A 21,650-nucleotide genomic window follows, 5' to 3' on the forward strand; every position below is an offset into this window, starting at 1 on the left:
ACCTGTCAATGCGCAACGGCGGCGGCGGCGGCTTCGTCGACCAGACGTCCGGAGCGGAAGCGGTCGAGCGTCAGGCCGGCGGCGAGTTTGTGCGGTTCGTCGCGCGCGATGAGATGGGCGAAGAGATGGGCCGAGCCCGGCGTGGCCTTGAAGCCGCCGGTTCCCCAGCCGCAGTTCACATAAAGGCCCTTGACCGGGGTCTTGGACTGGATCGCCGAACGGTCGGGTGTGTTGTCGGTGATGCCGCCCCACTGGCGCATCATCTTCACGCGCCGGAAGATCGGGAAGATTTCGCAGATGGCGTCGAGCGTATGCGTGATGATCTGCAGACCGCCGGTCTGCGAATAGGACACATACTGGTCCGTCCCGGCGCCGATCACCAATTCACCCTTGTCGGACTGGGAGATATAGGCGTGCACGGTGTTGGACATCACCACGCAGGGGAAGATCGGCTTCATCGGCTCCGACACCAGCGCCTGCAGCGGGTTGGAATGCAAGGGCACGCGGACATCGGCCATGGACATGATCGCCGTATTGTGGCCCGAAGCCGACACGCCGATCTTCTTGGCGCCGATGAAGCCACGGTTCGTCTCGACGCCGATCACCGCGCCGTCGGGACCGCGACGAATGCCGGTGACCTCGGTGTTCTGGATCACATGCACGCCGCGATCAGTCGCGGCGCGGGCGTAACCCCAGGCGACTGCGTCATGGCGAGCCGTGCCGCCGCGACGCTGCAGCGCCGCGCCATTGATCGGGTAGCGGGCGGAAGCGGCGATATCGAGCGGCGGGCAATAATCCTTGGCCTGCTCGGGCGTCAGCCATTCGTTGTCGATGCCATAGAGGCGGTTGGCGTGGACGTGACGCATGAAGGTCTGCTTGTCATGCACCGTATGCGACAGCATCATTACGCCGCGCGGCGAATACATGACGTTGTAATTCAGCTCCTGAGACAGGTTCTCCCACATCTTGAGCGAATGCTCATAGATGTCCATACTCTCTTCATAGAGATAGTTGGAGCGGATGATGGTGGTGTTGCGGCCGGTGTTGCCGCCGCCAAGCCAACCCTTCTCGATCACCGCGACATTGGTGATTCCATGCTCCTTGGCGAGATAGAAGGCCGCGCCGAGGCCATGACCGCCGCCGCCGATGATGATGACATCATATTCCTTTTTCGGCTCGGGCGACGTCCATTGCTTTTCCCAGCCCGTATGCCCGCGAAGGGCCTCGCGGGCGACGGCGAAAACAGAATATTTGCGCATCGCGAATTTGCTCCAGATACCGGCGTCAGCAGCCTTGATGAGCCTGAGGAAATCGCAAAAAAGATGTTCTGACAACGTCCATTTTGCGACGCAGTCGGGCGGGTCTCCGCCAAAGCCGCGACAGCCAGCATAACCGCTGGCTGCGGTTCAAAATATGACGGGAACCACTGGACTTGCCGCATTTGATCTGGTAGTTGCTTGCGTCAATCGCTTGGCCGTCCGGCTTAGCGAATTTATTTTGTTCGCCCTGCGCCTCAAGGCCGGGCTCAACTCGAGACAAGGAACGGGATTCACGTGCAGGTACTGGTTCGCGACAACAATGTTGATCAGGCTCTCCGCGCTCTGAAAAAGAAGATGCAGCGCGAAGGCATTTTTCGTGAAATGAAGATGCGCGACTACTACGAAAAGCCTTCTGAGAAGCGCGCTCGCGAAAAGGCCGAGGCTGTTCGTCGCGTTCGCAAGCTGGCGCGCAAGCGCGCCCAGCGCGAAGGCCTCGTGACGGGTCGCGCTGCTGCCGCGCGCTGAACCGCCGTCGTCTTGACGAAATTCGATGTTGTCTGGCGGGGGCGATGTGAGTCGCCGCCGCCTTTTTGATTGTCCCCTGCTCCGGCAGCTTGCGCGAAGAACCGATCATGCTCCGACACAATAGCCTCGCCACTTCCCTCCTCGCACAGGCCAATGGCCTGGGTCGAAAGGTCCGTATCGGCCTGGCCATGACGGGGCTCACGCTCGCGCTCGCCGCCTGCAACACGACCGATACGACGGACACGATCCGCATCAACAAGGCCCAGGGCGGCGAGGAAAACATCGCGTCGCTGACTTCGGTGATCGAATCCAACCCGCAGGATCCGGAAGGCTATAACACGCGTGGATCGGCCTATGGCCGCGCCGGCGAATTCAAGCGCGCGCTGGCTGACTTTAACCAGGCAATCGCGCTCAACCCGCGCTTCTATCAGGCCTACGCCAATCGCGGGCTTATCTACCGCAACATGGGCCAGCCCGAAGCGGCGCTCGCCGACTACAACACGGCGCTGAAGCTCAATCCGCGTTACGACGTCGCCTTTATCGGCCGCGGCAATGTCTATCGCCAGGCCGGTCAGCTCGATCCGGCGATGAACGATTATAATCAGGCGATCGGCCTCGACACCACCGATCCGCGCGCCTATCACAATCGCGGCCTGATCTACCAGAAGCGCGGCAATCACGCCAAGGCGATCGAAGACTTCTCGACCGCCATCTCGCTCTCGCCGAATTCCGCAGAGCCCTATAACGGCCGCGGCATTTCCTATGTGGCGATGAACGACGACGACAACGCCTTCGCCGACTTCAATCACGCCATCGAACTGGATGGATCGCTGGCCGAATCCTGGGCCAACCAGGCGCTGATCTATGAGCGCAAGGGCGACGCGCGACGCGCCTACAAGTCTTATGCGCATGCTCTGTCGTTGGATCTCAAATACCAGCCGGCCCGCGACGGTGTGGCGAGAACACGGGCCGCGACCGGCGTCGCGGCGCAATAACCACGGAGTGAAGGCCGCCGCGAGCGGCCTTTTTCATGGATGCGCGTGCGAAGGAGAATCGGCGTGGCTCACGAAGATGTCCAGAGAGATCATCGACGGCTGCTGCCGATGCAAAGCTGCACCGTCCATATCTTCGACGCAGACACCGGACAGACGAGGGAAGCGTTCCGCACCCGCGATCTTCTCCTGGAAGCGCCGAACTGGCCTTGGCCGGACCGGCTTCTTCTGAACGGCGACGGCCTTCTCTGGACGCTCGACCTCGCGTCAGGCGATCTTCAGCAACTCGACATCCCCGGCCTACCCTTCGTCAACAATGACCATGTGCCTGCGCCGGATGGCGATACGATCTATGTCTCCTGTTACGATTGGCGCATTTACGGCGTGTCGCTCGCGACGCGGCGCTTTTGGCCCGTCAGCCGCCCCGCTCCCGATCGCCCGCTCCGGCATTTCCTGCACGGCGTCAGCCTCGACGGCGCCGAGCTCGCTTTCGTCGGTGTCGAGCCTGGGCCGCATGGCCCCTGGGGGGCGGCCAATATCCATGTGATGCGAACCGATGGCGACGCATTGCGCCAGCTCACCTATGGTGCGAAACCCGCGGATGGCTGCGAATATTCTCCCGACGGCGAGTGGATCTATTTCAACACCGAGCATTTCAGCGCGACGCCGGGACACGCCCAGATCGCGCGGATGAGACGCGACGGAGGCGATCTCGAACAGCTGACCTTCGACGCTGGCGTCAACTGGTTTCCGCATCTCGCGCCAACAGGCGATCTCGCTTGCTACCTCTCCTATCCCGAGGGCACGCGGGGACATCCCGAAAACCGGCCGGTCGAACTGCAACTGGTGCGGAATGGCGATTGGGCGGCGGCGGAAACAATAGCGAGCCTGCACGGCGGCCAGGGCACGGTCAACGTCAACAGTTGGTCCCCGGATGGCCGGCGCTTCGCCTTCGTCTCCTATCCCATGGAAAGCTAGACCTTCCCTTTTCCGCTTTCGACGCTAAGTTGGCGGCGCAACAGAGGAATCGGCATGTCGGGCAAACACATCATCGTCATCGGCGGCGGCGTCATCGGAGCCTCCATCGCCTGGCATCTGGCCGAGGCGGGAGCGCGGGTGACGGTGTTCTGCGGCGTGCGCGGCGGCGTGGCCACGCCCAATTCCTTCGCATGGATCAACGCCAATTGGGGCAATCCCGAACCATATTTCCGCCTGCGCATGGCGGCCATGGCCGGCTGGCGCAGGCTCGCAGCCGCCGTCCCCGGCGTCAGCCCGGACTGGTGCGGCTCGATCTGCTACGACCTGCCGCCGGAGGGTTTGGAAAAGTTCGCGGAGGAACATGCAAGCTGGGGCTATGATCTCGAACGGATCGATCGGGACGAGATCCTGCGCCTCGAGCCGGCCATCAGACATGCTCCCGACTGGGCGCTGAAGATTTCCGGCGAGGGCATGGTGGAGCCGCGTCCCGTCGCGCTCGCGCTGCTGGCGGACGCCGAACGTCTCGGCGCAATTGTCCATGACGGCGCCGAGATCTCGGCGCTGTCCTTCAAAAACGGCCGTGTGGTCGGCGTCGTGACGGCGAACGGCGTCGTCGAGGCCGACGAGGTCATCCTCGCCGCCGGCGCTGAGACTGCGGCGCTTGCCGCAACCGCCGGCGTCAAAGTGCCCATGAGTTCCTCGCCGGGCCTCATCATCGACACCAAGCCCGCCCCTCGTCTGCTCAATCATATCGTCGTTGCGCCGGAAATGGAAATGCGCCAGGCGCCGGATGGCCGCATCATCGCCTCCACCTCCTTCAACGGCACGGATCCCGGCGCCGATCCCGCCGCCACGGCCAGGCGGGTGTTCGACGACATGTGCTCGCGCCTCGTCGGCGGCGACCAGTTGGAGCTCGAAGGATACCGCATCGGCTTTCGCCCCATCCCGGAGGACGGTTTCTCGATCGTCGGCCGCGCCGAGGGCGTTCCCGGCCTCTATATCACGGTCACCCATTCCGGCATCACGCTCGCCCCAGCCATCGGGGAATTCGCGGCGAAAGAACTGTTGGAGGGCGCAGCCGAGCCGCTGCTCGCGCCCTATCGCCTGTCGCGCTTTTCCTGATCAGAGGCCAAGCGCTTTGCGAAGATCGGCGTTCATGCGGCTCTGCCATCCCTTGCCGCCCGCCTTGTAACGGGCGACCACATCGGCATCGAGCCTGAGCGTCACCTGCTTCTTCGGGTTCTCGGACGCGGGCCGCCCACGGCTGCGTTCGATCTCCGCGGCCAGTTCCGGAAACACCTCGCGGAAGGGCCTGGCGAGCTTGAAATCCTCTTCGGTCAGTTCGGGATTGTCGGACACTTCATCCCAGATCTCGCGCGGAAAGCCGTGTATGAAATCCGGATCATCAGGCTTGGTCATTTTTTGCGACATGATAAAGAGCCCTTTCCTTACGGTTCGCCGCGCGCATCGAGATGATCGACAGCCCCTCCTCCCCAAGTCGGAAAAAGATCACCACCGCCATCTGCTCGACGAACAGGCCAATGGCCTGACGACGCCCCTGTTTCGCTGGAAAGATGAGGGCGCGTTCAACAAACCCCACATCCAGCGCAGCGAAATCGAAGCCTTGCTTGCGCAAATTCGCCTGCCGCTTGATTTCGTCCCAAACGATCCGCATTTATTGAAGACAACAAGCATATCGAAGCTATCGAGATCGCGCGGAACGTGCAAACGAAAAACCCCGCCTGTTCAGGGCGGGGTTTGATGGCCGAGATGGCGAGATGTCAGTGCGCCAAAGCCTTGACGATGTCTTCCGTCACCTTCTTGGCGTCGCCGAGCAGCATCATCGTGCCGTCCTTGTAGAACAGCGTATTGTCGATGCCGGCATAGCCGGAGCCGAGCGAGCGCTTGACGAACAGGCAGGTCTTGGCCTTGTCGACATCGAGGATCGGCATGCCGTAGATCGGCGAGGACTTGTCGTCACGGGCCGCCGGATTGGTGACGTCGTTCGCGCCGATGACATAGGCGACGTCGGCCTGGGCGAATTCGGAGTTGATGTCCTCGAGTTCGAACACATCGTCATAGGGAACATTGGCTTCGGCGAGCAGCACGTTCATGTGGCCGGGCATGCGGCCCGCGACCGGGTGGATGGCGTATTTAACTTCGACCCCGGCTTCCTTGAGCTTGTCGCCCATCTCGCGCAGCGCATGCTGGGCCTGGGCCACCGCCATGCCGTAACCCGGCACGATGATCACCTTGGAGGCGTTGGCCATCAGATAGGCGGCGTCGTCGGCCGAGCCCTGCTTGACCGTCTTGTCGGAATTGTCCGCGGCGGCGGAAGCCCCCGCGTCGCCGCCGAAGCCGCCGAGGATGACCGACACGAAGGAGCGGTTCATGCCCTTGCACATGATATAGCTGAGGATCGCGCCCGACGAGCCCACCAGCGCGCCGGTGATGATCAGCGCCAGATTGCCGAGCGTGAAGCCGATGCCGGCCGCCGCCCAACCCGAATATGAGTTGAGCATCGACACAACCACCGGCATGTCGGCGCCGCCGATCGGGATGATCAGCAGCACGCCGAAGGCCAGCGCGAGAGCCACAATCAGCCAGAACACGAAATGGCTTTCGGTGGCCACGAGAACGCCGATCAGCACCACGATCGCCGCGAAGATGGCGATGTTCAGGGCATGCCGCATCGGCAACATGATCGGCTTGCCGCTCATGCGTCCATCAAGCTTCAGGAAGGCGATGATCGAACCGGTGAAGGTGATCGCGCCGATCGCGACGCCCAGCGACATTTCCACCAGCGCCTGGCCATGGATCTGACCCACCTCGCCGATGCCGAAGGAGGACGGCGCGTAAAGCGCCGCCGCCGCCACCAGCACCGCGGCGAGACCGACCAGCGAGTGGAAACCGGCGACCAGCTGCGGCATCGACGTCATGGCGATGCGCCGGGCGATGACCGCGCCTACGCCGCCGCCGATGGCGAGGCCAAGCACGATCAGCGCCAGCCCGCCAAATGTCGGCTTGGCGAGCAGCAGCGTGGTGACGATGGCGATGCCCATGCCCACCATGCCGTAGAGGTTGCCCTGTCGGCTGGTGGAGGGATGACTGAGCCCGCGGAGCGCCATGATGAACAGCACGCCGGAAACGAGATAGAGAAAGGCTGCGAAATTGACGGACATGGATTTCGCCCCTTACTTTTCTTTTTTCTTGTACATGGCGAGCATGCGCTGGGTGACCAGGAAGCCGCCGAAAATGTTGATCGAGGCGAGGATCAGCGCCACGAAGCCGAAGCCGGTGGCGAAACCGCTCGCCGAAAGGCCGACCGCGAGCAGCGCGCCCACCACGATCACCGAGGAAATGGCGTTGGTCACCGCCATCAGCGGCGTGTGCAGCGCCGGCGTCACCGACCAGACCACGTAATAGCCGACGAAGATCGACAGGACGAAGATCGCCAGTCGAAAGACGAAGGGATCGATCGCCCCGCCCGACAGCGCATGCGCCGCATCCGCGATCGAAGGCTGCGTCTCGACGGCCTGATGAACCGCAGCAACCGCTGCATCGAGGTTCTGTAAAGCTTTATCCAGAGTTTCCGTCGCCATCTCAGCCTCCCTGCGCGCCGCCGAAATTGGGGTGGACCACCTTGCCGCCATGGGTCAGCATGGTCGCCTTGACCAGCTCGTCCGTAATGTCGAGGGCGAGCGTCTTCGTCTCCTTCGACACCATGGTCTCCAGAAATGTCACGAGGTTCTTGGCGTAGAGCAGCGAGGCGGAGGCGGCGATGCGGCCGGCGACATTGAGATGGCCGATGACCTTGACGCCTTCGACCTCGACGATCTCGCCCGCCACCGCGCCTTCGATATTGCCGCCGCGCTCGACGGCGAGATCGACCGCGACCGAACCCGGCTTCATCGCCTTCAGCATCTCGCGGCTGACGAGCCGTGGCGCCGGACGACCGGGAATGAGGGCGGTGGTGATGACGATGTCCTGCTTGGCGATGTGCTCGGCCACCAGCGCCGCCTGCTTGGCCTGGTATTCCGCCGACATCGGTTTGGCGTAACCAGCAGCGGTTTCCGCCGCCTTGAATTCCTCGTCCTCGACGGCGATGAACTTGGCGCCGAGCGAGGCGACCTGTTCCTTGGCGGCGGGACGCACGTCGGTCGCCGACACCACCGCCCCAAGACGCCGCGCCGTGGCGATGGCCTGCAGGCCCGCGACGCCCGCGCCCATCACGAAGACCTTCGCCGCCGGCACGGTGCCGGCTGCGGTCATCATCATCGGCATGGCCCGGTCATATTCCGCAGCCGCGTCGATCACCGCCTGATAGCCGGCGAGATTGGCCTGCGACGACAGCACGTCCATGGATTGCGCGCGTGTGATGCGCGGCATCAGCTCCATGGCGAAGGCGGAGACGCCGGCTGCAGCCATGGCCTGAAGCGCCTCGTCATTGCCATAAGGGTCCATGACTCCGAGAACGATGGCGCCGGGCTTGTAGCCCGCGAGCTCTGTTGCGGTCGGCCGACGAACCTTCAACACCACATCGGCGGAAGCAGCGTCCGAGCCGCCCCCGACGCGGGCTCCCATTTTCTCGAATTCAGCGTCCGGGATACGCGACGCATAGCCCGCTCCGGCTTCGACGACCACGTCGAAGCCCAGTGCTTTCATTTTCTTGACCGTGTCGGGAGACGCCGCCACCCGCGGCTCTGCTCCCTCGGTCTCTTTCGCCACGAATATCAGACTGCCCACGCGCCGGCTCTCCTCTTCGCCAAATTTAAGGCGCACGAAAGGCTCCGGCCGCAGTCACGGCCGGACGTCGCTTCGCGCGGATCGAAATGTCAGATCAAAAAGAAACCGGCCATCGTCAGGACGATGAACAGCAGGACCGAGAAAATAAAACCGGCGCCGGTGAAAAAGCCGACCGTCATCGCAATCAGCAACACCACGACGGCCATCGTGCCGTATTTGGCGGCCCAGAGGAAACCGCTATAGGTCTTCTCATGTTCGGCGTAGTCCATCGACGCGCCAACTTCCGCCGGTCCGGTGTGATGTTCGGCCATTCGAATTCTCCCATTCTGAAAGCGCGGAATACTGTCTCCCGGCGCTTTGTCCTACTCCCCTACAGCCTGAGGCTGAACCTCGGCGCTGCTTCAGGCCTTACACAAAGGTCTAGGGCCGCGCAATCTCAGACGGGCCCCCAAGCGACATAAAATCGATTGAAAGCGACGTCGAAAATCAAAAAAAGAGACCCGGAACGACGGGCGTTCCGGGCCGGGCAGGATCAGCGCTGCGGTTTCAAAGTTTGCCGGCGCGCTGCTGGATCATCATGAAGGTGTCGAAGGTGTATTCGCCGATCTGCGCCCAGAGATAGGCGTCCTTCTTGAAGGCCAGCTGGTGGTCATAGATCTTCTTGAAATGCGGGCTCTTTTCGCTGAGCTCGGCATAGGTCGTCAGCGAGGCTTCGTAGGCGGCGTTGAGGATCTCCTGGCTGTAGGGCTTCAGCACCGCGCCGCCGCCGACCAATTCCTTGAGCGCCACGGCGTTCTTGGCGTCGTATTTGGCGAGCATCATCGAATTGGCCGTGGCGCAGGCGTCCGACAGCACGGCCTGATAATGCTTGGGCAACTCGTTCCATTTGGCGAGGTTGATCACCGCGTGAACCACCGGGCCGCCTTCCCAGAAACCCGGATAGTAGTAATATTTGGCGACCTTGTTGAAGCCGAGCTTGGCGTCGTCATAAGGGCCGACCCATTCGGCCGCGTCGATGGTGCCCTTTTCCAGCGCCGGATAGATGTCGCCGCCCGGGATCTGTTGCGGCACGACGCCGAGCCGCTCCATCACCTTCCCGGCGAGGCCGCCGATGCGCATCTTGAGACCCTTGAGGTCTTCCAGCGTATTGATCTCCTTGCGGAACCAGCCGCCCATCTGCACGCCCGTATTGCCGGCCGGCATGCCGTAGAGATTCTGGGTGGCGAGGAACTCGTTCATCAGGTCGCCGCCGCCGGTGTAATACCAGGAATTCTGCATGCGGGCGTTGAGGCCGAAGGGAATGGCGGCGCCGAGCGCGTAGGTCGGCTCCTTGCCGTAGTAATAATAGAGCACGGTATGGGCCATTTCGACGGTGCCCGCGCCGGCGGCGTTGGCCGCTTCGAGACCCGGCACGATTTCGGCCGCGGCGAAGACCTGAATGTCGAAAGCGCCGTCGGTGGCGGCGCGCACATGGTTGGCGATGTCGACGCCGCCGCCATAGATCGTGTCCAGCCCCTTGGGGAAGGACGAGGTCAGGCGCCAGGTGACTTTCGGATTGGACTGCGCGATCGCAGGCGCAGCCAGTGAGGCCGCGCCAGCCGCGCCGGCCGCCGCAACGCCAGCCTTCTTGAAAAATGAACGACGATCCATGTGACACCTCCCAGTAAAACGGATCTTGCAGTTTTGCTTTCCCCAGCGAGGTCGCCCTCGCCCGACGCGGATGTTAAGCATGCCCCCATGGCGCCCGCAAGACGCGAACATCGGATTTTCCTTATGCTTCCGTCGCAGTAAGATAGTGCTTACCGATAGTTAGGCGCTTCGTTTTAGGAATGAGGCGATTGACATCACAAAGCCGACGCGCCACTTGATGGCCGTTCCCAACGACGCCGGAGACGAGCATGCCCAGCCCGATCATCGCCATTCCCGCCGACACGCGCGAAATCGAAGGTTACTACTGGCATGCGACGCCGCAACAATATGTCAACGCCGTGGTCAAGGGCGCGGGCGCAACCGCCATCGTCGTGCCCGCACTCGAAAGCGGCAACGACATCGACGCCATCCTCGACCGTGTCGACGGCGTACTGATTTCCGGGTCGCGCTCGAATGTGCATCCCTCGCTTTACGGTGGCGACGCCTCGGAACAGAACGGCCCCTATGATCCGGCGCGTGACGCCACCAGTATGGAGCTGATCCGCCGCGCCATCGATCGCGGCGTGCCGCTGCTCGCCATCTGTCGCGGCATTCAGGAGCTCAATGTCGCGCTCGGCGGCACGCTGGAAACCGAAATTCAGGAAAAGCCCGGCGTCTGGGATCACCGCCGTCCCGACGTGCCGGAGCGCGACAGGATGTATGCCATCCGGCAGACCGTGAAGGTCAAGGAAGGCTCCTGCATCGCCGCAGCCCTCGGCGCCGGCGAATTCCAGGTCAATTCGCTGCACCGCCAGGCGATCGGCGTCGCTGCGCCTCGCCTCGCCGTCGAAGCGGTGGCCGAAGACGGCACGATCGAGGCCGTCTCCGTCATCGACGCGCCGAATTTCGCCATCGGCGTGCAGTGGCACCCGGAATACTGGGTCGAAAGCGACGCCACCTCCGCACGCCTGTTCAAATCCTTCGGCGACGCCGTGCGCGCTTATGCCGAAGCGAAGGGCCGCTGAGCGGCCGTGTATTTGGCCAGCCGGTAGAGCAACAACACGGCGATGATGGCGATATAGACCAGCGGCCGCGGCGGCCAGCTTTTGACCGCCATGATGAAATGCGTGACGCCGAGAATGGCGGCCGGATAGATCAGGAGATGCAGCCGACCCCAGTTGCGGCCCATCTTGCGGATCGACCAGTTGTTGGACGTGACCGCCAGCGCGACCAGGCCCACGAACGCCGCCATGCCCACCATGATATAGGGCCGCTTGATGATGTCGGCGACGATTTCGGAAAGCACCAGCGCCCGGTCGAGGATGGCGTAGGTCAGCACATGCATCAGCGCGTAATAAAAGCTCATCAGCCCGAGCGCACGCCGGAAGCGGAAGAGATTGACGCGCGTGAGATCGCGGATCGGCGTCACCAGCAGCGTCGCGATCAGGAACCGCAGCGTCCATTCGCCCAGGAGGTGCTCGAAGGACTGCACCGGATTGGCGCTCAGCTTCCCGGTCGCGCCCTGCCAGAAATACCAGACGGCCGGGATCATCCCGAGCCCGTAGATCCACCAGGGCGAAATTTTGGCGACGGTGCGATTGATGCGGCGCGGCCAGTCCATCGACGCATCGCTGCTCGAGACGGCCATCAGTAATTCGCCTTCAAATCCATGCCGGCGTAAAGCGAGGCGACTTCATCCGAATAGCCGTTGAACATCAGCGTATCCTTCTTCGGCGAGTTGAAAAAGCCGCCGCCCTCGCCGATCGGCCGTTCGGTCGCCTGGCTCCAGCGGGGATGATCGACCTTGGGATTGACGTTGGAATAAAAGCCGTATTCATCCGGCGCCGCCGTGTTCCAGGCGGTCGGCGGCTGGGCCTCGACCAGCGTGATGCGCTCGATCGACTTGATGCTCTTGAAGCCGTATTTCCAGGGAACGACGAGCCTGATCGGGGCGCCGTTCTGATTGGGCAGCAGGTCTCCATAGATGCCGACAGCCATCAACGTCAGCGGATGCATCGCCTCGTCGAGCCTGAGTCCTTCTTTGTAGGGCCAGTCGAGAATGGGCGCGAAGCCGCCGACCCCCGGCATTTCGTCCGGACGCAGGGCCGTCTGAAAGGCGACGTATTTGGCGCTAGCGAGCGGTTCGGCCAGTTTGAGAAGATCGGCCAGCATGAAGCCGCTCCAGGGTAGGACCATCGACCAGGCCTCGACGCAGCGGAAGCGGTAGACGCGCTCTTCCACCGACATCTTGGCGATCAGCTGATCGACATCGATCTCCAGAGGTTTGGACACCAAACCGTCGATCTTGATCGTCCAGGGCCGGGGCTTGAATTTGTCGGAGTAATCGGCGGGATCGCTCTTGTTGACGCCGAATTCGTAGAAATTGTTGTAGGTGGTGGCGTCTTCCTTAGGGGTGATCTTGTCGTTCACCTTGTAGGCGGACGGCTTGGCGGCCAACGCCGCGAGCGACGGCGACGCCGTCGCGCCGATCAGGCCGGCCGCCGCCGCGCCTGCCAGGAATTCCCGTCGACGCAGGAAAACGGATTGCGGAGTGATCTCCGAAGCTGCGATCTTGGGAAAGCGATAAGCCGGCATGACGGATCCTCTTCAGGTCAGGTCTTGCAAGCTTATACGAGGCAACGCGGCATTTGTTACAACGCCGCGCGTCAAATCAGCGTGAACGGCGCTTTTGCCAGCGCGCGCGCAGCCAGAAGACGGCGAAGAAGGACAGGATGATCGCCACGCCGGCGCCGAAGCCGAGCCAGGGCGAGACGTCGCCCAGCCCCAGAACGATCCTGGGCATGAAAGCGAGCGCGACGCCCGCTCCCAGGAGAATGATGGCGGCCGCGATGGCGTTCCTGCGCGTCTCGCGCTTGTGCTCTGACTGTGACACGTCAACCTTCCGTGATAGTGGAGCGGATCTCGGCGAGACCGCGCAATTGTCGGCCTGCGGCGTCGAAATTCGACGGGGCCAGCCAGGCTTCGAACGCCATTTTCAGGCGCAGCCAGTCATCGTCGATCATCGCGTACCAGGCGGTGTCGCGATTTTCGCCGCGCGAGATCATGTGCTTGCGGAACACGCCTTCGAAGGAGAAGCCGAGACGTTTGGCCGCTTCATGGCTGGGCGCGTTGTCGTTGTGACATTTCCACTCGTAGCGGCGATAGCCGAGATCCTCGAACACATGCCGCGCCATGAGGTAATGGACTTCGGTCGACATCGGGCTGCGCGCCATCGCCAGGCCATGCGCCACGCCGCCGACCTCGACCACGCCGTTGGCGGGATCGGCGCGCATATAATGGGCCATGCCCACGACGTCGCCGGTCTCGTTGTCGATAAACACTTCGCGCAGCCAGCCGGCCTTTTCGACGGCGTCAAGCCAGTCGGCGAAGGCGTCCGCGGTCTGGAAATCGGGCGCTGCGAAGTATTTCAGACGCGCATTGACGCCGGTTTCGCCAAGCGCCGTCCATAGCGCCCGCGCATGCTCGCTCCGCACATAGGGAACGAGCGTCACGTAACGGCCTTCGAGCCGCACCGCCTTCGGCGCGGGCCGCGGCGTCCAATTGCTGAGATCTTCCTTCTTCATCCCCGTCTCCTTAACAGAACCGGGGATGATGTTCATCACCACGCCGAGAGATCGACAAATAAATTTCGGTGATGGGCGGCGGCTCAGCCGACCTTTGCGGAAGCGACCGTCGCCTCGATATGATCGATCAGCCCATCGGCGAGACCCAGCCGGCCCGCCAGAAGATCCAGATAGCCGCGTTCGGCGCGGGTGTCCGGATCGATGGCGATGCGGGATGCCGTGTAGAGCTCCACCTTCTGGCTTTCGGTCTTCGCGGCGCCGATGATGGCGTCGAGATCGACGGGATTGGTCAGTTCGCCGGTGAGGAAGGCCTCGGCGTCGGCGTCGAGCCCAGCGAGCTTGACCTTGCCGAGGATCGCCTGACGTTCGGCCTCGTCGATATGACCATCGGCGCGCGCGGCCGAGATCATGGCGCGCACCAGCACCAGCGCAAAATCGTCATTGTTGGTGTGATCTTCCAGCGAAAAGCCGGTGCCGGCAGGCGCCGGCAGCAGATCCGGCGCGGCCTGTCCCTGAGCCGGCGCAGGCGCGCCGCCAACCGGCTGAGGCTGATTGCCAGCCTGCCAGTTCTTGTAGGCCTGATAGCCGAGACCGGCGATGGCGGCGAGACCGCCCAGCTTCAGAACCGAACCGGTCAGCTCGCGTCCCGTACCGGTGCCCAGCAGCACGGCGGCGATCGCGCCGGAGGCAAGTGGATTGTCCTTCGCCATCTGGGTCACCTGTCCGGCCCGGTCTTTCACCGAACCGCCGACTCCAGGCATATTGGAGCCTAAAAACTGGTCGAGAATTTTCTTGGCGTCGAACATTCCATATCCTCCGGTTGAGATGATCTCGTCAGCAGATAGGTATGACGCGCGGATTATGCAAAGAGGATGACGCAGGTCACGCCATCACCGAAAATTTCGCGGCGTCTATGACCAATACCCCTGGAAAAGACGCACACTTTGCGCAACCCTGGGACGAACCGGAACGCCCCAACTCTCCCATTGAAGTTCGAACCAAATATGGTGCACTCTGCCCAGTCGAGGCGGATTGTCGCCCGGTTCGACACGACCCGGAGCGGTGTCCAGCCGGTAAAAGAATGGCTGATGTCACTGAACAAGACAGATCGTCAGGTGGTCGCCGTCGATATCGCCAAAGTCGAGTTTGGCTGGCCGATCGGGTTGCCGACATGCAGACCGCTGCGAGACGGGGTGCTCAAAGTGCGGTCAAGCATCAGAAATGGTCGCGTCGAAGCAAGAACATAATTTGGGATCGATGACGGCGTCATGCTGCTGTTTCACGGCGCAGAAGGCAAAGGCGGCCAGCAGGCGGCAATCAAATTGGCGATCAAGCGTTGGAAAGATTATCAAATTCGAAAATGAAGCGGAGGACTTTCGAGATATGACAGACAATCATCCTGTCGTCGGCGGCTCGCTTGAAAACTTCCTCGAAGACCTCGGCGAGAAAGAAGCGGTCTACGGCGCGGCGATCAAGCAGGTTCTGGCTTGGCAAATCGATGAAGAGCGAAAACTGCAGGCGCTTTCGAAATCCGACATGGCTTAAAAAATGGGCACGAGCCGCTCTCAGTTGGACCGTGTTCTCGATCCGGCCAATATCGGCATTTCTCTCGACACGCTTGAGCGCGCTGCGCGGTCGCTCGGAAAGCGACTGAAAATCGAGTTGGTCGACGCCTAACGCCGCCTCACGTCGAGTAGACCATAGAGGCGGCGGCAGGCATTTCCTTGTCGATCAGCCGAAGACCCTAGGCGTCACCCAGCCAGCGCTGCGGCTTCCGCTGCGAGCTTGGTGATGCCGTCCCAATCGCCCTCCGTCACCATGGCCTTGGGCGCGACCCAGGAGCCGCCGACGCAGACGACGTTGGAGAGGCTGAGATAATCGCGGGCGTTCTTGAGCGAGACGCCGCCGGTTGGGCAGAAGCGGATGCCGGCGAGCGGGGACGCGAGCGCGCCGAGATAGGCGGCGCCGCCGGCCTGTTCGGCCGGGAAGAATTTCAGCACGCTATAGCCGCGGTCGCGCAGATGCATGACTTCGGTGGCGGTGGCGGCGCCGGGCAGAAGCGGCACGTCGCTCTGGTCGGCGGCGTCGAGCAGCGAGGGACCCGCGCCGGGCGACACGACGAATTTCGAGCCCATCTTCACGGCCTGTTCCCACTGGCGCGCATCGAGGACGGTGCCGGCGCCGGCGACTGCGCCTTCGACTTCCTCTGCGACCGCCTTGATGGCGTCCAGCGCCGCGGGCGTGCGCAGCGTGATTTCGATGGCCTTCAGGCCGCCCGCCACCAGCGCGCGGGCCAAAGGCACGGCCGATTTCACATCGTCGATCACGATCACCGGCACGACCGGTTGCAGCTTGAGCGTGGAGAGAAGGTTCTCGGTCTTGGCGTTCATGTCGCCGCTCCCTTAAAACGATTGAATTGCAGGCAGACCTACTAAACTCGGCTGGCGGTGTCGAGCAAAAAGGATATGAAAGACGCGACCCGCAGCCAGCCGACAGCGGTCAAACAGGTTCTTCGATGTCCCGTTCCGCCCTGCCCCGCTCAGAACGTTTGATGCAGTTGTTGCAGGCGCTCAGGCGTCACAGGCGGCCGGTCACCGGCCAGGCGCTGGCCGAGGAAACCGGCGTCAGTCTCCGCACGCTCTATCGCGACATCGCCACGCTGCAGGCTCAAGGGGCCGACATAGAAGGCGAGGCCGGTCTCGGCTATGTGCTGCGCCCCGGCTTCCTGATGCCGCCGCTGATGTTTTCCGAAGACGAGATCGAGGCGCTGGTGCTGGGCGCCCGCTGGGTGGCCAGCCGGGCGGACGAAGGCCTGTCGGACGCCGCCGGACATCTGATCGCCAAGATCGGCGCCGTGCTGCCCGCCGATCTCGCCGAGCGGCTGGAAACGTCGAGCCTGTTGGTCGGCCCCTCCCCCCGCGCGGGCTCGGGCGTCGACCTCAAGCTGATGCGTCGCCTGATCCGGGAAGAGCAGGCCGCCGAGATCGATTATGCCGACGCCAGCGGCGCGGCGACGCGTCGCGAGATCTGGCCCTTCGCGCTCGGTTTTTTCGAGAATGTCCGGGTCGTGGTGGCCTGGTGCGCGCTGCGCAACGGCTTCCGCCATTTCCGCGCCGACCGGATCGAAGGCTTGCGCCCGCTCGACCGCCGCTATCCCCGCCGCCGCGCCGCCATGCTCAAGGAGTGGAAACGCGAACAAGGCGTCGGCCCGAACGCTGCTGACAAAAACTGACAGCAGGCAGCGCTAGACCGTCCTTCGAGGCCGACGCCGACCCTGACGCCGAAGCCCCGAGATCAGAAAGGACAAGATCATGACCCCCAGCTATATTCTCCTCTACGTCGCCGACATGACCGCAAGCCGCGCTTTCTACGACGCGTTGCTCGGCCTTCAACCGATCGAGGCCGCGCCGACCTTCTCGTTCTACGTGCTTCCGAACGGGTTGAAACTCGCTCTCTGGTCCAGGGACGGCGTCATTCCCGCGGCCACGCCGCCGGGTGGTTTCGAACTCGGCTTCCCCCTCGGCTCCGACGACGAGGTCGACGCGACGGCCAAAGATTGGACGGCGCGCGGCATTGAACTCATCCAGCCGCCGATGGCCGCCGATTTCGGTCGCACCTTCACGGCCGTCGACCCCGACGGCCATCGGCTGCGCGTCTTCCACGTGGCGCGCTGATCTCTCAGGCGTAGCCGCCGGATTGGACGACGACGCGCGTTCCGACCGGCGTCCGGCCGTAGAGATCGATGATGTCCTGGTTGAGAAAGCGGATGCAGCCCGACGACACCATCGTGCCGATCGACCAAGGCTCCACCGTTCCATGCAGACGGAACAGCGTGTCCTGGCCGTCGACATAAAGATAGAGCGCGCGCGGGCCGAGCGGATTCATCGGCCCGCCATCCATGCCAGTCTGGTATTGCAGGTATTTTTCCGGATCCCGCGCGATCATGTCGGGGGTCGGCGTCCAGCGCGGCCATGCCGCCTTGCGGCCGATGCGCGCCTCACCCTGGAAGTTGAGGCCCTCTTCGCGTCCCACGCCGACGCCATAGCGGATCGCCTCGCCATTGCCCAAAACGTAATAAGCGAAGCGTTGCTGCACGTCGACGACGATCGTGCCGGCAGGTTCATAGCTGTCATAGGCCACTTGTTGCCGCCAGAATTTCGGATCCACGCGACGAAGATCGACGGCGGCGACCGGGAAAGGTTCGCCGAGGACGGGCCCATACATCGCCTGGTAATAGGGATCGATACGCGGCCCCGCAGGTCTTCCGATACTGGTGACCCGCCTCTCGCTCGCGCAGCCCGCAAGCAGCAATGGCGCGCCCAGGATCAGGCTGCGCCTATGAATTCCCGTCGTCATGAACACCTCGTCTGTTCGGACATGCGCGTCCGCGCTTTGTCTTCGCCCGAACAGGCAAACGTATGACGTTTCCCGGGGTTCCCTCATGATGAGGGCGGAGAGGATGCTCAGTTGGTCAGCTTGGTCGAGCGATCCGATACTTTCTTGGCGATGGCTTCGAAAGCGGTGATCAGTTCCGACGCGTTGTCGGCCGTGTAGGAATTGCTCGATGAACCGGAACAGGCGAGCAATAGGGTCTTGCCGAGCGTCGGAGCCATGAAGGCGACCGTATAAATGGTGATGCCGGCATTTTTGGCCGAGGTGCAGGCGTTGAGCGTCTTGGTGTCGAGCGACGGCTTGTGCTTGCTGCTGGCCCCTGTATTTTCGCCGTCGGTCATCAACACGATGAATTTCTGCACATGGGTGTTGCCGTGGTTGGCGTGCTCCGTCGCCTCGCTGGCGGCGGTGAGCGCCGCATAGGCGGTGTCCATGGCGTCGGACATGTCGGTTCCGCCCGAGGGATAGGAAGGCAAGGCCGAGATGTAGGCGCGCGCGGTGGTCGTTCCCCAGGCGAGAGCGGAGGCCGCCTGTTCCTTGTCCGTAAACGTCACAGACCCGGTGCGGGTGACATGATTGTTCGCGTCCAACGTCTCGATCGAATCGATCGTATCGAACAGGGTGGCGGCGGCTTGCTTGAGCGCTCCCATCTTGTTCAGGTAACAGGGGGATGTGGCTGCGATATCCGGATAATACGCCCAGTCTTCGAGATCGGCGTAATTCTGACAACTGGCAGGCGTCGACAAGGCTGTGTTGGTCACCCAGGACATGGATCCCGACCGGTCGACGACGAGGTAGAGCGACAGAGCATTGCCGACGACAACAGAGGATGTGGAAGAACGCGCCGCGATCTTGCGGTTGGTGAAGCCGAGGAGTCGCGTGAACGGCGTCAGTTCCACCGTGATGCGCGCCGACATCGCCACCGTGTACGTGGTCTGGGTGCCCACCGTGTTCTTATCGGGCACGACAGTGGTGGAGGTCTTGAGATCTTCGACCACGTTGCTCGGCAATTGCCCGGAAAGCTGCGCCACGAGAAAATCGATCGCGTAGCTCTTGACATTCAGAGTGGTCTTGTCCTTGGCCGCGAGCGCGCTGACCGCCGCCAGCGACGCCGTATCCAGACCGTTCTGCAACACCGTGCGCTGATTGACCATCGCGGCCATGTCGAACGCCAGGCCGACGCCGCCCAGCAGCACGGGCAGCACCAGGGCCGCCGTCAGGGCGAAATTTCCGCGACGCGACCCGATGAACAGACGAAATACACCAAACAGGCTCGACAAGAGGGGCTCCTGATACAGAGCACGCGTTATTGCGCAGTCGCTATTTTAGCCCCTCAGCCTTTCCAATGTATAAAGATTTGCATTCGCATGCGGTGGCGAAGCTGCGCCGGGGGAGGAAGAGCCGCCGCCCGTCGGGAGCGGCGGCGCGGCCGATTCCGTTACTTGCCCATCGCGCCGGCCAGAACCGTCTTCAGCGGCGTGGTCGGACGGCCGATGATCCGGCTCAGCGTCTTGCCGTCTTCGAACAACCCGCCCTTGGACGCGCCGACATCCGAGTCGGCGAGCAGGCCGGCAAAGCCCTCCGGCAGACCCACCTGCACTAGCATGGCCTTGTAGGCGTCTTCGGGCATATAGGCGTAGACGACCGGCTTACCGGCGAGTTCGCCGATCGCCGCCGCGAGATCGGTGAGCGTAAAGGCGTCGTCGCCGGCCAGTTCGAGCACCGCGTTGACGTAAGCGTCCGAATTGGCAAGCACCACGGCGGCCGCTTCGGCATAGTCGGCCCGCGACGCCGCGGAGATGCGGCCTTCGCCGACGGAGCCCGCGACGGCGCCGTGCTCGAGCGCCGGGCCGATCGAACCGAGATAATTTTCGAGATACCAGGAATTCCTCAGGAAGGCGTAAGGAATCCCCGATGCGACGATCGCCTTCTCCGTGGCCAGGTGTTCGACGGCCAGGCCGAGCGGCGAGGTGTCGGCGCGCAGGATGCTGGTATAGGCGAGAAAGGCGACGCCGGCCTTCTTGGCGGCGGCGATGACATTCTCGTGCTGCGCCAGGCGCTGGCCGACCTCGCTCGACGAAATCAGCAGAACATGGGTGACTCCGACGAAGGCGGCGTCGAGGCTCGCCGGGTCGTCATAGGAGCCGATGCGCACCGTCACGCCGAGAGCGGCGAGATCGGCTCCGGCTTCGGGCTTGCGGACAAGCGCGATCACTTGCGCGGCGGGAACCTTTTCGATCAGGCTTTGCACGGCGAGCAGGCCGAGCTGTCCATTCGCTCCGGTAACCAGATAGGTCTTGGCGTCGTGAGACATCACATTCTCCTTGGGTATGGTCTTATTTTGAAGACAGGTCTACAATAGAGACCAACGACCCGACTGAAAAGGAGGCAGTTTTCGATGCCCAGGTTACTTGCAAAGAACCAACAGGGACCGCTGAGGTCCGGCGACCGGATGGAGAAATGGAACGCTCTCGGCTTCAGTCGCGAAAACTGCCCGATCCGCGATGTGCTCGATCACATCGGCGACAAATGGACAGTGCTGATCCTGTTGTCGCTCACGACGGAAAACCGCCGCTTCTCGAGCCTGGCGCGCGACATTCCCGATATTTCCAAACGGATGCTGACCCAGACGCTTCGGGACCTCGAGCGGGACGGACTGGTCAGCCGGCAAGTGTTTCCCACCAAGCCGCCCAGCGTCGAATATGCGCTGACCGAGCTGGGACGCGACGCGATGATCCCCATCTCCGCTCTGATGGATTGGGCCGAGCGTCGCCATGCGGACATCCGCATCGCCCGCGCCAGATTCGATTCGACGCAGGAAAATGCGGCCTGATTTCGGGAAAATCAGAATTCCTGCCGGATCACGCGAAAAAACTTAGCTTGAAATGCTTTCCACGGTTGACAAAGATCTGTCGAGGCGATTGTTATACCGGCATAAAAGAACGATCGTTCGCATTCCGACTGCATGGACCGCTGGATGGCCAAGACGCGTAAAATCTCGACCGACGACGTGCTGGATGCGGCGGAACGAGTGGTCGTGCGCCTGGGAGCGGTGGGCTTGTCGATCGACGAAGTCGCGCGCGAAGCAGGCATCAGCAAGTCCCGCGTCGTCTATGATTACAAGACCAAGTCGGGCCTTCTGAACGCGCTGGTCGAACGCCGCATCCGTATCGACCGCGAACGCGTCGCAGAAAGCGTGCGCATTCAGCAGGACAGCGACAATCCTCCGCTCTTCGGCCGGCTCTCCGCGGCCGGCGCCCTCGCCTCCGACAGCGAAAGAGCCGTGGCGCTGGCCATCTGCGCCGCCAGTTCGCACGACGAGGGCGTTCAGTCCCTGTTTCGCCAATGCACCGCCGAGGATCTGGCCGCGGTCACCCGCGACGCCAGGCGTCCGCGGGCCTCGCTGATCGCCTATCTCGCATTTTATGGATTGACGATCATGGAATATTTCGACCTCCATCATTGGAGCGAGGTCGAGCGCGCCGGATTGCTACGGGATATCGGGACAATGTACGCCGCCTTTCCCGAACCATGATCCGAGCTCC

General features: G+C 62.7%; 28 protein-coding genes. 11 read left to right on the forward strand and 17 right to left on the reverse strand.

Annotated features, from left to right (window positions below):
* Window positions 1-5: 5 nt before the first annotated feature.
* Window positions 6-1,259 (reverse strand): sarcosine oxidase subunit beta family protein, encoded by a 1,254-nt coding sequence (locus OCK01_RS05520; protein WP_182828622.1) that lies wholly within the window; start codon window positions 1,257-1,259, stop codon window positions 6-8.
* A gap of 294 nt (window positions 1,260-1,553) precedes the next feature.
* Between OCK01_RS05520 and rpsU the strand changes: the two genes are divergently transcribed.
* From rpsU to OCK01_RS05540, 4 genes are all read left to right on the forward strand, one after another.
* Window positions 1,554-1,784, forward strand: coding sequence for a 30S ribosomal protein S21 (gene rpsU, locus OCK01_RS05525; RefSeq protein ID WP_182828621.1), 231 nt, complete (start codon window positions 1,554-1,556; stop codon window positions 1,782-1,784).
* A 188-nt stretch (window positions 1,785-1,972) separates the two neighbouring features.
* Window positions 1,973-2,779, forward strand: a complete 807-nt coding sequence (locus OCK01_RS05530; RefSeq protein ID WP_246697636.1) for a tetratricopeptide repeat protein — start codon at window positions 1,973-1,975, stop codon at window positions 2,777-2,779.
* 63 nt (window positions 2,780-2,842) lie between these two features.
* A complete protein-coding gene (locus OCK01_RS05535; RefSeq protein ID WP_263823026.1) occupies window positions 2,843-3,754 on the forward strand; it encodes a biopolymer transporter Tol in 912 nt (303 codons plus the stop codon).
* Between the two features lie 54 nt (window positions 3,755-3,808).
* A complete protein-coding gene (locus OCK01_RS05540; RefSeq protein ID WP_263823027.1) occupies window positions 3,809-4,876 on the forward strand; it encodes an NAD(P)/FAD-dependent oxidoreductase in 1,068 nt (355 codons plus the stop codon).
* On the opposite strand, the gene OCK01_RS05545 is transcribed toward OCK01_RS05540, so the two are convergent.
* The 7 genes from OCK01_RS05545 to OCK01_RS05575 form a co-directional block, all read right to left on the reverse strand.
* Complete coding sequence (locus OCK01_RS05545; RefSeq protein ID WP_263823028.1) at window positions 4,877-5,185, reverse strand: BrnA antitoxin family protein; 309 nt, start codon at window positions 5,183-5,185, stop codon at window positions 4,877-4,879.
* A complete protein-coding gene (locus OCK01_RS05550; protein WP_263823029.1) occupies window positions 5,160-5,429 on the reverse strand; it encodes a BrnT family toxin in 270 nt (89 codons plus the stop codon). Before OCK01_RS05550 ends, OCK01_RS05545 begins: the two co-directional genes overlap by 26 nt.
* A 106-nt stretch (window positions 5,430-5,535) precedes the next feature.
* Complete coding sequence (locus OCK01_RS05555) at window positions 5,536-6,936, reverse strand: NAD(P)(+) transhydrogenase (Re/Si-specific) subunit beta (protein WP_182828616.1); 1,401 nt, start codon at window positions 6,934-6,936, stop codon at window positions 5,536-5,538.
* A 12-nt stretch (window positions 6,937-6,948) separates the two neighbouring features.
* Entirely contained in the window at window positions 6,949-7,356 is a 408-nt protein-coding gene (locus OCK01_RS05560; RefSeq protein ID WP_137157647.1) for a proton-translocating transhydrogenase family protein, read from the reverse strand.
* A 1-nt stretch (window position 7,357) separates the two neighbouring features.
* Window positions 7,358-8,500 carry a Re/Si-specific NAD(P)(+) transhydrogenase subunit alpha gene (locus OCK01_RS05565; protein ID WP_263823030.1) on the reverse strand — a complete coding sequence of 381 codons (1,143 nt, stop codon included), beginning with the start codon at window positions 8,498-8,500 and terminating at the stop codon, window positions 7,358-7,360.
* A gap of 89 nt (window positions 8,501-8,589) precedes the next feature.
* Window positions 8,590-8,811, reverse strand: coding sequence for an aa3-type cytochrome c oxidase subunit IV (locus tag OCK01_RS05570; protein WP_263823031.1), 222 nt, complete (start codon window positions 8,809-8,811; stop codon window positions 8,590-8,592).
* Window positions 8,812-9,046: 235 nt separating this feature from the next.
* A complete protein-coding gene (locus OCK01_RS05575; RefSeq protein WP_263823032.1) occupies window positions 9,047-10,150 on the reverse strand; it encodes a TRAP transporter substrate-binding protein in 1,104 nt (367 codons plus the stop codon).
* Between the two features lie 248 nt (window positions 10,151-10,398).
* On the opposite strand from OCK01_RS05575, the gene OCK01_RS05580 reads away from it, so the two are divergent.
* The gene (locus OCK01_RS05580; RefSeq protein WP_263823033.1) at window positions 10,399-11,154 is read left to right on the forward strand and encodes a gamma-glutamyl-gamma-aminobutyrate hydrolase family protein; all 756 of its coding nucleotides are present in this window, start codon (window positions 10,399-10,401) and stop codon (window positions 11,152-11,154) included.
* Here OCK01_RS05580 and msrQ read toward each other — a convergent pair.
* From msrQ to OCK01_RS05605, 5 genes are all read right to left on the reverse strand, one after another.
* Window positions 11,130-11,750 carry a protein-methionine-sulfoxide reductase heme-binding subunit MsrQ gene (gene msrQ / locus OCK01_RS05585; RefSeq protein ID WP_182829419.1) on the reverse strand — a complete coding sequence of 207 codons (621 nt, stop codon included), beginning with the start codon at window positions 11,748-11,750 and terminating at the stop codon, window positions 11,130-11,132. The two genes, OCK01_RS05580 and msrQ, sit on opposite strands and share 25 nt — an antisense overlap.
* A gap of 26 nt (window positions 11,751-11,776) precedes the next feature.
* A complete protein-coding gene (msrP, locus tag OCK01_RS05590) occupies window positions 11,777-12,724 on the reverse strand; it encodes a protein-methionine-sulfoxide reductase catalytic subunit MsrP (RefSeq protein WP_263823034.1) in 948 nt (315 codons plus the stop codon).
* A gap of 76 nt (window positions 12,725-12,800) precedes the next feature.
* A complete protein-coding gene (locus OCK01_RS05595) occupies window positions 12,801-13,022 on the reverse strand; it encodes a hypothetical protein (protein ID WP_263823035.1) in 222 nt (73 codons plus the stop codon).
* A gap of 1 nt (window position 13,023) precedes the next feature.
* Window positions 13,024-13,713 (reverse strand): GNAT family N-acetyltransferase, encoded by a 690-nt coding sequence (locus OCK01_RS05600; protein ID WP_263823036.1) that lies wholly within the window; start codon window positions 13,711-13,713, stop codon window positions 13,024-13,026.
* A gap of 83 nt (window positions 13,714-13,796) precedes the next feature.
* A complete protein-coding gene (locus OCK01_RS05605; RefSeq protein WP_263823037.1) occupies window positions 13,797-14,519 on the reverse strand; it encodes a tellurite resistance TerB family protein in 723 nt (240 codons plus the stop codon).
* Between the two features lie 577 nt (window positions 14,520-15,096).
* Here OCK01_RS05605 and OCK01_RS05610 point away from each other — a divergent pair.
* A complete protein-coding gene (locus OCK01_RS05610) occupies window positions 15,097-15,258 on the forward strand; it encodes a hypothetical protein (RefSeq protein WP_263823038.1) in 162 nt (53 codons plus the stop codon).
* Window positions 15,259-15,261: 3 nt separating this feature from the next.
* The gene (locus OCK01_RS05615) at window positions 15,262-15,390 is read left to right on the forward strand and encodes a hypothetical protein (protein WP_263823039.1); all 129 of its coding nucleotides are present in this window, start codon (window positions 15,262-15,264) and stop codon (window positions 15,388-15,390) included.
* A gap of 74 nt (window positions 15,391-15,464) precedes the next feature.
* On the opposite strand, the gene OCK01_RS05620 is transcribed toward OCK01_RS05615, so the two are convergent.
* Window positions 15,465-16,103 carry a 2-dehydro-3-deoxy-phosphogluconate aldolase gene (locus tag OCK01_RS05620; RefSeq protein ID WP_263823040.1) on the reverse strand — a complete coding sequence of 213 codons (639 nt, stop codon included), beginning with the start codon at window positions 16,101-16,103 and terminating at the stop codon, window positions 15,465-15,467.
* A gap of 140 nt (window positions 16,104-16,243) precedes the next feature.
* Between OCK01_RS05620 and OCK01_RS05625 the strand changes: the two genes are divergently transcribed.
* Entirely contained in the window at window positions 16,244-16,945 is a 702-nt protein-coding gene (locus tag OCK01_RS05625) for a helix-turn-helix transcriptional regulator (RefSeq protein ID WP_263823169.1), read from the forward strand.
* 79 nt (window positions 16,946-17,024) lie between these two features.
* Window positions 17,025-17,387, forward strand: a complete 363-nt coding sequence (locus tag OCK01_RS05630; protein ID WP_318530225.1) for a VOC family protein — start codon at window positions 17,025-17,027, stop codon at window positions 17,385-17,387.
* 4 nt (window positions 17,388-17,391) lie between these two features.
* Here OCK01_RS05630 and OCK01_RS05635 read toward each other — a convergent pair whose 3' ends face one another.
* The 3 genes from OCK01_RS05635 to OCK01_RS05645 form a co-directional block, all read right to left on the reverse strand.
* Window positions 17,392-18,069, reverse strand: coding sequence for a L,D-transpeptidase (locus OCK01_RS05635; RefSeq protein WP_263823041.1), 678 nt, complete (start codon window positions 18,067-18,069; stop codon window positions 17,392-17,394).
* A gap of 107 nt (window positions 18,070-18,176) precedes the next feature.
* Window positions 18,177-19,385: a vWA domain-containing protein gene (locus tag OCK01_RS05640; RefSeq protein ID WP_263823042.1), complete on the reverse strand. Its 1,209-nt coding sequence runs from the start codon at window positions 19,383-19,385 to the stop codon at window positions 18,177-18,179.
* Window positions 19,386-19,543: 158 nt separating this feature from the next.
* Window positions 19,544-20,419 carry an SDR family oxidoreductase gene (locus OCK01_RS05645; protein ID WP_263823043.1) on the reverse strand — a complete coding sequence of 292 codons (876 nt, stop codon included), beginning with the start codon at window positions 20,417-20,419 and terminating at the stop codon, window positions 19,544-19,546.
* Between the two features lie 84 nt (window positions 20,420-20,503).
* Between OCK01_RS05645 and OCK01_RS05650 the strand changes: the two genes are divergently transcribed.
* Both OCK01_RS05650 and OCK01_RS05655 read left to right on the forward strand, forming a co-directional pair.
* Window positions 20,504-20,938 carry a winged helix-turn-helix transcriptional regulator gene (locus tag OCK01_RS05650; RefSeq protein WP_182828603.1) on the forward strand — a complete coding sequence of 145 codons (435 nt, stop codon included), beginning with the start codon at window positions 20,504-20,506 and terminating at the stop codon, window positions 20,936-20,938.
* A gap of 144 nt (window positions 20,939-21,082) precedes the next feature.
* A complete protein-coding gene (locus tag OCK01_RS05655) occupies window positions 21,083-21,640 on the forward strand; it encodes a TetR/AcrR family transcriptional regulator (protein WP_182828602.1) in 558 nt (185 codons plus the stop codon).
* The last annotated feature ends 10 nt before the right edge of the window (window positions 21,641-21,650 follow it).

The sequence above is a fragment of the Rhizobium sp. TRM95796 genome (genome assembly GCF_025779995.1).
GTDB lineage: Bacteria > Pseudomonadota > Alphaproteobacteria > Rhizobiales > Rhizobiaceae > Rhizobium_E.